The sequence below is a fragment of the Nonomuraea sp. NPDC004186 genome (genome assembly GCF_053603495.1).
Map to the genome: position 1 here is coordinate 22,871 of NZ_JBSGFQ010000065.1, position 7,160 is coordinate 30,030.

5 protein-coding genes are annotated in these 7,160 nt (G+C 75.7%); 2 read left to right on the plus strand and 3 right to left on the minus strand.

Features of this window, described 5'->3' with window-relative positions:
• Positions 1–19: 19 nt before the first annotated feature.
• Positions 20–1,531 carry a PucR family transcriptional regulator gene (locus tag ACWEPL_RS40120; RefSeq protein WP_452439251.1) on the plus strand — a complete coding sequence of 504 codons (1,512 nt, stop codon included), beginning with the start codon at positions 20–22 and terminating at the stop codon, positions 1,529–1,531.
• 38 nt (positions 1,532–1,569) lie between these two features.
• Here the strand turns inward: ACWEPL_RS40120 and ACWEPL_RS40125 are convergent, their stop codons facing one another.
• From ACWEPL_RS40125 to ACWEPL_RS40135, 3 genes are all read right to left on the minus strand, one after another.
• Positions 1,570–2,898 carry a sensor histidine kinase gene (locus ACWEPL_RS40125; RefSeq protein WP_452439252.1) on the minus strand — a complete coding sequence of 443 codons (1,329 nt, stop codon included), beginning with the start codon at positions 2,896–2,898 and terminating at the stop codon, positions 1,570–1,572.
• A complete protein-coding gene (locus ACWEPL_RS40130; RefSeq protein ID WP_192791537.1) occupies positions 2,895–3,566 on the minus strand; it encodes a response regulator transcription factor in 672 nt (223 codons plus the stop codon). The genes ACWEPL_RS40125 and ACWEPL_RS40130 overlap by 4 nt, the downstream gene beginning before the upstream one ends.
• A gap of 109 nt (positions 3,567–3,675) precedes the next feature.
• Positions 3,676–4,182, minus strand: a complete 507-nt coding sequence (locus ACWEPL_RS40135; protein WP_452439253.1) for a hypothetical protein — start codon at positions 4,180–4,182, stop codon at positions 3,676–3,678.
• Between the two features lie 309 nt (positions 4,183–4,491).
• Here ACWEPL_RS40135 and ACWEPL_RS40140 point away from each other — a divergent pair.
• The coding region (locus ACWEPL_RS40140) for a BTAD domain-containing putative transcriptional regulator (RefSeq protein ID WP_452439254.1) at positions 4,492–7,160 on the plus strand (2,669 nt) is incomplete at its 3' end.

A 7,160-nucleotide genomic window follows, 5' to 3' on the forward strand; every position in this document is an offset into this window, starting at 1 on the left:
ACAGCCCTGAGGAACGCCCATGGCGTTGACCGTCGCCCAGGCCATGACCCTGCCCGGCATGCGCATGCGGCTGCTGGCCGGGCGCGCCGGCCTGTCGCGCGTGGTCCGCTGGGCGCACGTGTCCGAGCTGGCCGACCCCGTGCCGTGGCTGCGCGGGGGCGAGCTGGTGATGACCATCGGACTCGGCCTGCCGGGCGACCCGGCCGGGCTGCAGGCGTACGTCGAGCGGTTGTCGGGGGCGGGCTGCGCCGGGCTCGCCTTCGCGCTCGGCGAGGCCGTGACGGCCGTGCCGGAGGAGGTGCTGGCCGCCGCCGACCTCCAGGGGCTGCCGGTGCTGGAGATCCTGACCCCGTTCATCGCGGTGACCGAGGCCGTCGCCCGGTGGCAGGCCGACGAGCGCGTACGCGGGGAGCGGCGGGTCGTCGCCGCCCAGGAGGCCATGGCGCGGGCCGCGCTGCTGTCGGGCACCTCGGGCATCCTGCGTGCCCTGGCCGAGCACACCGGCGGCGAGTCCCTGCTGCTGGACCCGCAGGGCAAGCCCAGGGCGGCCACGCCGCCGGGGGAGCGGCCCTGGCACGCCCGGGCCCTGGAGATGGCGCGGGGCGCGGCCCGGCTGAGCGCGGGCGTGCTGGACGACGGCATCCAGGCCGTCCAGGTGCAGAGCCTCGGCTTCTCCGGGCCGCCGACCGGCTGGCTGGCGGTGTGCACGGGCTCGCCGCTGGAGTGGCACGCCAGGATGCTGGCCAACCAGGCCGCCTGCCTGCTCGCCATGGAGCTGCTCGGCGTGCGGGCCGGCCGGGCCAAGGCGCAGGCCCAGCGGGGCGCGCTGCTGGCCGCCGTGCTCGACGGCGGGCTGTCGCCGCGCCAGCTCGGCGAGCTGTGCCCGGTCGCGGCGCCGCCGTACGAGGTGGTCGTGACGGCGGCGCCGGTCCCGCCGGAGGCGGCGATCGAGGCGCTGGAGGAGGTGGCGGCGGACGCCGAGGAGCTGGCCCTCGTGTGCGCCCGGCCGGAGGGCACGGTGTTCGTGCTGCCGGAACGAACGGCCCCGGTTTCCCCGGGCGGGCGTTCGGCGGTGCCCTGGCGGGGAGCGGAGCTGTGCGCGCGGCTGGGCGTGCCGGGCGGCGGCTGCCGGGCGCTCGGCCTGGACGAGCTCCCCTCGGCGGTACGGCACGCCGCCACCCTGGCCGCCCGGGGCGACGGCTACCTCCACGTCGATGACCTTGAGGCGTCCGCGCTGCTCAGGGACGCCTTCGTGCCCGACGCCGCGCACCGCTTCGCCGCCGCCGCGCTCCGCCCGCTGCGCGAGTACGAGGCGCGGTACGGCGGTGACCTGGTCGGCTCGCTCCGCGCGTACCTGGAGGCGGGGTCGAACCTGGAGACGGCCGCGCGGCGGCTGGGCGTGCACCGCAACACCCTGCGCCGCCGCCTGGCCGTCGCCGAACGCGTCTCGGGCCGCCCCCTCACCGACCCCGGGCACCGGCTCCAGCTCTGGCTGGCCCTCTCCCTCGGCGACCTCGTGCCTCCCGGCTAGAGCCGATGGCCGGGCGTTCCTTCAGGGCGGGCGGGTGATCAGGTGGCGAGGGGGAGGGACAGGACGAGGCGGACGCCCCGGGAGAGGGGCTCGGCGCGGACCGTGCCGCCGTGGGCCTCGGCGATCTGGCGCACGATGGCCAGCCCCAGCCCCGAGCCGGGCAGCGAGCGGGCCGCCTTGGCGCGGTAGAAGCGGTCGAAGACGAACGGCAGGTCCTCTGCGGCGATGCCGGGCCCCTGGTCGGCGACCGACAGCGCGCCGGTCGCGGTCACCTCGACCAGCACCTCCCCGCCCGGCGGGCTCCACTTGATCGCGTTGTCGACCAGGTTGGCGGCGGCGCGTTCGACGGCGTCGGGATCGGCGTGGACCAGGCACTCGGCCAGCTCGTCCCGCAGCCTGACGTGCGGCGCCCGGCCCCGCGCCCTGGCGATCACGCGCTCCGCCACCAGGTCGAGGCGGACGTCCTCGGTGTGGATCTGGACGTCGCCGTACCTGGCCAGCTCCACCAGGTCGTTGACCAGCACCCGCAGCTCGCCGGCCTGCGCGCGGGCCTCGTGGACCAGGGCCGGGGCCTGCGGGTCGGCGGTGCCGCGCCCCTCGCCCAGCAGTTCGAGGTTGGTGATGAGGCTGGTCAGCGGGGTGCGCAGCTCGTGCGAGGCGTCGGCGACCAGGCGCCGCTGGGCCAGCAGGGACTCGTTCAGCGCGCCGGTCATCGTGGTGAACGAGCGGGCCAGCCGGGCGACCTCGTCGCGCCCGCTGCCGTCGAGCCCGCCCGCGGTGAGCGTACGGGTGGCGGTGACGTGCTCGACCACCTCGGTCAGGCGGCCGATGGGGCGCAGCACCCGCCCGGCGAGCAGCCGCGCCCCCGTCCCGGCGATCAGCGCGCCGCCCAGGATCAGCGCCCCCAGCAGGAGCTTCAGGCTGTTCAGCGTGTCGTCGTCCCGGTCGAGCGGGAACGCGGTGCGTACCAGCCCCTGATCGACCTGGCCCAGCGGAGCCGTGTAGACGCGGTAGCGCGCCCCGCCGTAGCTCACCTCCTGGAAGTACGGCGAGAGCTTGCCCCACGCGACCCCGGTGTCCCTGTCGGAGAGCGGGACGAAACCGGTGGTCGGCCCCGGATTCACGGGAGGCGGGAAGAACTGGAGCAGCGTGTTGCCCACGGAGACCGGATAATCCGGCAGGGGCGCGCGGGTGGCCTTGAACGAGGCCAGCAGCTGGGGCGCCTGCCCGGCGGCCAGCACCAGCTCGCCGTCGTGCTGGCCGCCCAGCCCGTTCGCCATCGCCGGATAGACCACCAGCGAGGCGATCAGCAGGGCCGCCGCCACCACGGCCGCCCCGGCCAGGGCGACCCTGGTCCGCAGCGTCACGGCTCCTCCCGCAGCACGTACCCCAGCCCGCGCACCGTCTGGATCAGCCGCGGCTCGCCCCCGGCCTCCAGCTTGGCCCGCAGGTAGCTGATGTAGACCCACAGCGCGTTGGACGACGGGCCGAAGTCGTACCCCCAGACCGCGTCGAAGATCACGCCGCGGCTCAGCACCCGGTTCGGGTTGCGCAGGAACACCTTCAGCAGCGTGTACTCGGTCCTGGTCAGGTCGAGCACCCGCGCCCCGCGGGCGGCCCGGCAGGCGGCGGTGTCCAGCTCCAGGTCGGCGAAGCGCAGCACCTCCTCGGCCGCGCCGCTGCGCCGCAGCAGCGCGCGCAGGCGGGCCCGCAGCTCCTCCAGCGCGAACGGCTTGACCAGGTAGTCGTCGGCCCCGGCGTCCAGCCCCGCGACCCGGTCGGCGACCAGGTCGCGGGCGGTGAGCATCAGGATCGGCGTGCGGTCGCCGCCGGCGCGGAGGCGACGGCACACCTCCAGCCCGTCCAGGCCGGGCATCATGATGTCCAGCACCACCGCGTCCTGCCGCCCGCCGCCGGCCGCCTCCAGGGCGCGCAGGCCGTCGGCGGCGGTGCTCACGTGATAGCCCTCACGGGCGAGCGCGCGCGTCAGCGAACGGCGCACCGCCTCGTCGTCGTCGGCCACAAGGACGTGCATGATCCCACTCTCCTCGCCGTGCCCGCCGCCGCCCACCCCTGAGCGCCTGCTGACGGCCGGGCGGGATGGCCGCCGTCCAGCCCCGCAGGCTGGTCGCCCGCCCGGCCGGTCAGGATCCCGGGGTTTTGACGGCGTCCGGCCCGATGCCCTCTCCCTGTACGAAGGATCGCTTGAAGTCGTCCAGCGCCTGGAGCAGCCGTTCCGCCGACACGCCCAGGCGCTCGGCTATCGCGGCGAACTCCGGTGATTTCGGATTTATCCCGCCTTTCTGGCTGAGGAGGTTCAGCTCCTCCTCGGCGGCGGTCGCCCGGTCGAGCCCGACGCCCAGCGAGGCCGCCAGCGCCTTGGCCAGCATCCCGTTCTCGACGAGATGCTCCTGCTTCTTCACGTCCTGTTTCTTCACATCGGGCTTGTTCACGTCGGGCGAGCACTTGCCGTCGAGCTCCGCGGCCTTGGCCGCCTTGGCCTTGGCGATGTCGGCAGGCGTGCACGCCGCCGCCTTGGCGCACGGGTCGTCGGCGGGGTCCCGCTGGGACGAGGCCGCCAGCGCCCCCGACCCGCCCAGCGTCAGCACCAGCACCATGCCGGCGGCCAAGCCCAACTTGCGTCGGTCCATGTCGCGTCTCCTTCTCCCGACCGGCCGGCCGCTCCGGCCCGGTGGCTGCCGCCAGCCAACCCGGCCCACCTTCACCCAGCCGTCGGCGAACCTTAGAAACGCCCTAGAGCAGGCGGGGCAGCACATGGGAGCGAGCGCGGCCGGGTGGAAGGCGTCGGTGGTGGTGATGGCCGAGCGGACGTCATGACGGAGTGTTGGTGATTGCCCAAATATGTGTGGATAGCTCATGATTGGCGGCTGTGGACCGTTCCCGCACTGTCGTGCGCGAGCGCGCCGGGTCGGGTGGGGACTCGTAGATCAGGGGGTGCCATGCTCGACATCCAGGTCCTCGGACCACTCCAGGCCAGTCTGCACGGTCGTCACGTGGACCTCGGCCCGGCCAGGCAGCGGGCCGTGCTCGCGCGCCTGGTGGCGGCGGGCGGCCAGGTCGTGTCGGCCGACCGGTTCATCGACGACCTCTGGCAGGGCCAGCCGCCGCCCAAGGCGCTGGCCGCCCTCCAGGTCTACGTCTCGAACCTGCGCCGCGCGCTGGAGCCCGACCGCCCGCCGCGCGCTCCGGCCACGGTGATCGTGAGCGCCCCGCCCGGGTACCGGCTCCGCCTGGCCGAGGAGAACGTGGACGCGTGGCGGCTGCCGGGGCTGATCGACGCCGCCGGGAAGGCGCTGCAGCAGGACGCGGCGGCGGCCGCGTACGACCTGCTCGACGAGGCGCTGGGGCTCTGGACGGGGTCCGCGTACGGGGAGTTCGCCGAGGAGTGGGCGGTGCCGGAGGCGACCAGGCTGGCCGAGCTGCGGCTGATCGCCGTCGAGTACCGGGCCGAGGCCGCGCTCATGCTGGGCCGCCACGCCGAGGCGGCCCCGGAGCTGCGCCGGCACGTCGACCGGCATCCGCTGCGCGAGAACGCCGTGCGCCTGCTGGCCCTGGCCCACTACCGGTCCGGCGGCCAGGCGGAGGCGCTCTCGGTGCTGCGCCGGGCCAGGGAACAGCTGGCCGACGAGTTGGGGGTCGATCCCGGCCCGGTGTTACGCGCCCTCGAACAGGACATCCTGCGCCAGTCGGACTCCCTGAACGCGCACCCCGTACCCAGCCCGGAGCCCGCACCCGCGCAGGATCCGGTGCCCGCTCCCGGGCCCGCGCTCGTCGGCAGGGAGCGCGAGCTGGCCGTCCTCCGGGAGGAGGCCGCGCACGCCGCCCAGCGCACGGTCTGGCTCGGGGGCGAGCCGGGCGCGGGGAAGAGCGCGCTGGCCGAGGCGTTCGCGGCGGAGCTGGGGGAGCGCGGATGGCGGGTGGCCATCGGCCGCTGCCCGGAGATCGACGGCGACGCGCCGCCCGCGTGGGCGTGGAGCGAGGTCGTCCGCCGGCTCGCCGCCGCCCGCCCGCCGGACGACCCGGCCGGGCTGGCGCCCCTGCTGCACGACGGCGTGGCGATCCAGAACCAGTTCCGGCTGGCCCGGTCGGTGGCCGACTACCTGGCGGCCAACGCGCCGCTGGTCGTCGTGCTGGAGGACGTGCACCGCGCCGACGGCGAGACCCTGCACCTCCTGCGCCACCTCAAACCCACGGCCAAGCTGCTGGTCCTCGCCACTCACCGGCCCGCCGAGGCGACCGACGACCTGGCCGCCACGCTGGCCGCCCTCGCCGCCGGGAGCAGGCACCTGGAGCTGCCCGGACTCGGCGAGTCCGACGTCGCCGCGCTGCTCGCCCGCCACTGCGAGCGCGAGCTGGGGCCGGCGACCGTGCGCACGATCGCCGAACGCACGCTCGGCAACCCCCTGTTCGTCTGCGAGATCGCCCGGCTGCTCGCCTCCGAGGGGCCCGCCGCGGCCGAGGCGCTGCCGCCCGGCGTGCGCGACCTCATCCGGCGCAGGATCAGCCGCCTGCCCGCCAGCGCCCAGACCGTGCTGCGCAACGCCGCCGTCATCGGCAGGGACGCGGACGTGGACGTCCTGATCGCGCTGCACGACGGGGACGAGGACACGGTCTTCGACGGGGTGGAGGCCGGGGTCCTGACGGGGCTGCTGGCCGAGCCCGGCCCCGGCCGGCTGCGGTTCACGCACGTTCTGGTCAGGCAGGTGCTGTACGAGGACACCGCCAGGATCCGCCGTACCCGGCTGCACGGGCGGGTGGTGACGGCGCTGGAGCGGATCCGCCCCGGAGACGTGGCGGCGCTGGCCCATCACGCGCTGGAGGCTGCGGCGCCGAGCGCGGTGCGGTACGCGCGGGCGGCGGCCGTACAGGCATCCGGCCTGCACGCGCACCGGGAGGCGGCGGCGCTGTGGCGGGCGGCGCTGGAGTTCGCCGAGGACGACGAGACCAGACTGGAGCTGCTGTGCGGGCTGGTGTCGGCGCTCGGGCACGCGGGCGACGTCATCGGCGCCGTGGCCGCCCGCACCACCGCCGTCGAGACGGCCCGCTCACTCGCGGGGCGCGTCGCAGGCAGACCTCTCGCCAGGGCCCTGACCTCGTACGACGCGCCCGTGATCTGGACGATCCAGCAGGACTCCCGCTACGACGAGGACTTCGTCGCGGCGGTGCGGTCGGAGCTGGCCGCGGGACCCGACGACGAGACGCGCTGCCGGCTGCTGGCGGCGCTCGTCTTCGCGCTGGAGGGCCACGACGACGTCCGGGTGGACGGCGCCGGAGCCGAGGCGGTGGCGCTCGCGCGCCGGCTCGGCCGCCCCGAGCTGCTCTGCCTGGCACTCAACGCGCGCTACTTCGCCGTGCTCTCCCCGGACCGGCGCGACGAGCTGGAGGCCATCGGCGGCGAGCTGCTGGAGCTGGGGAGCACCCACCGGCTGGTCGCCTACCTCACGCTGGGCCACAGCGCGCTGCTCATGGCCGCGCTGGGCCGCAACGACGTGGCGGCCGCGGCGCGGCCCGCCCGCCCCCGGGGGGGGGGGGGCCACACCCGGCCCCCCCGGCGCATAAGAAGCAAAAGGACACACCACCGCCCACCCCCCCCCACGGAGGGAGGCGC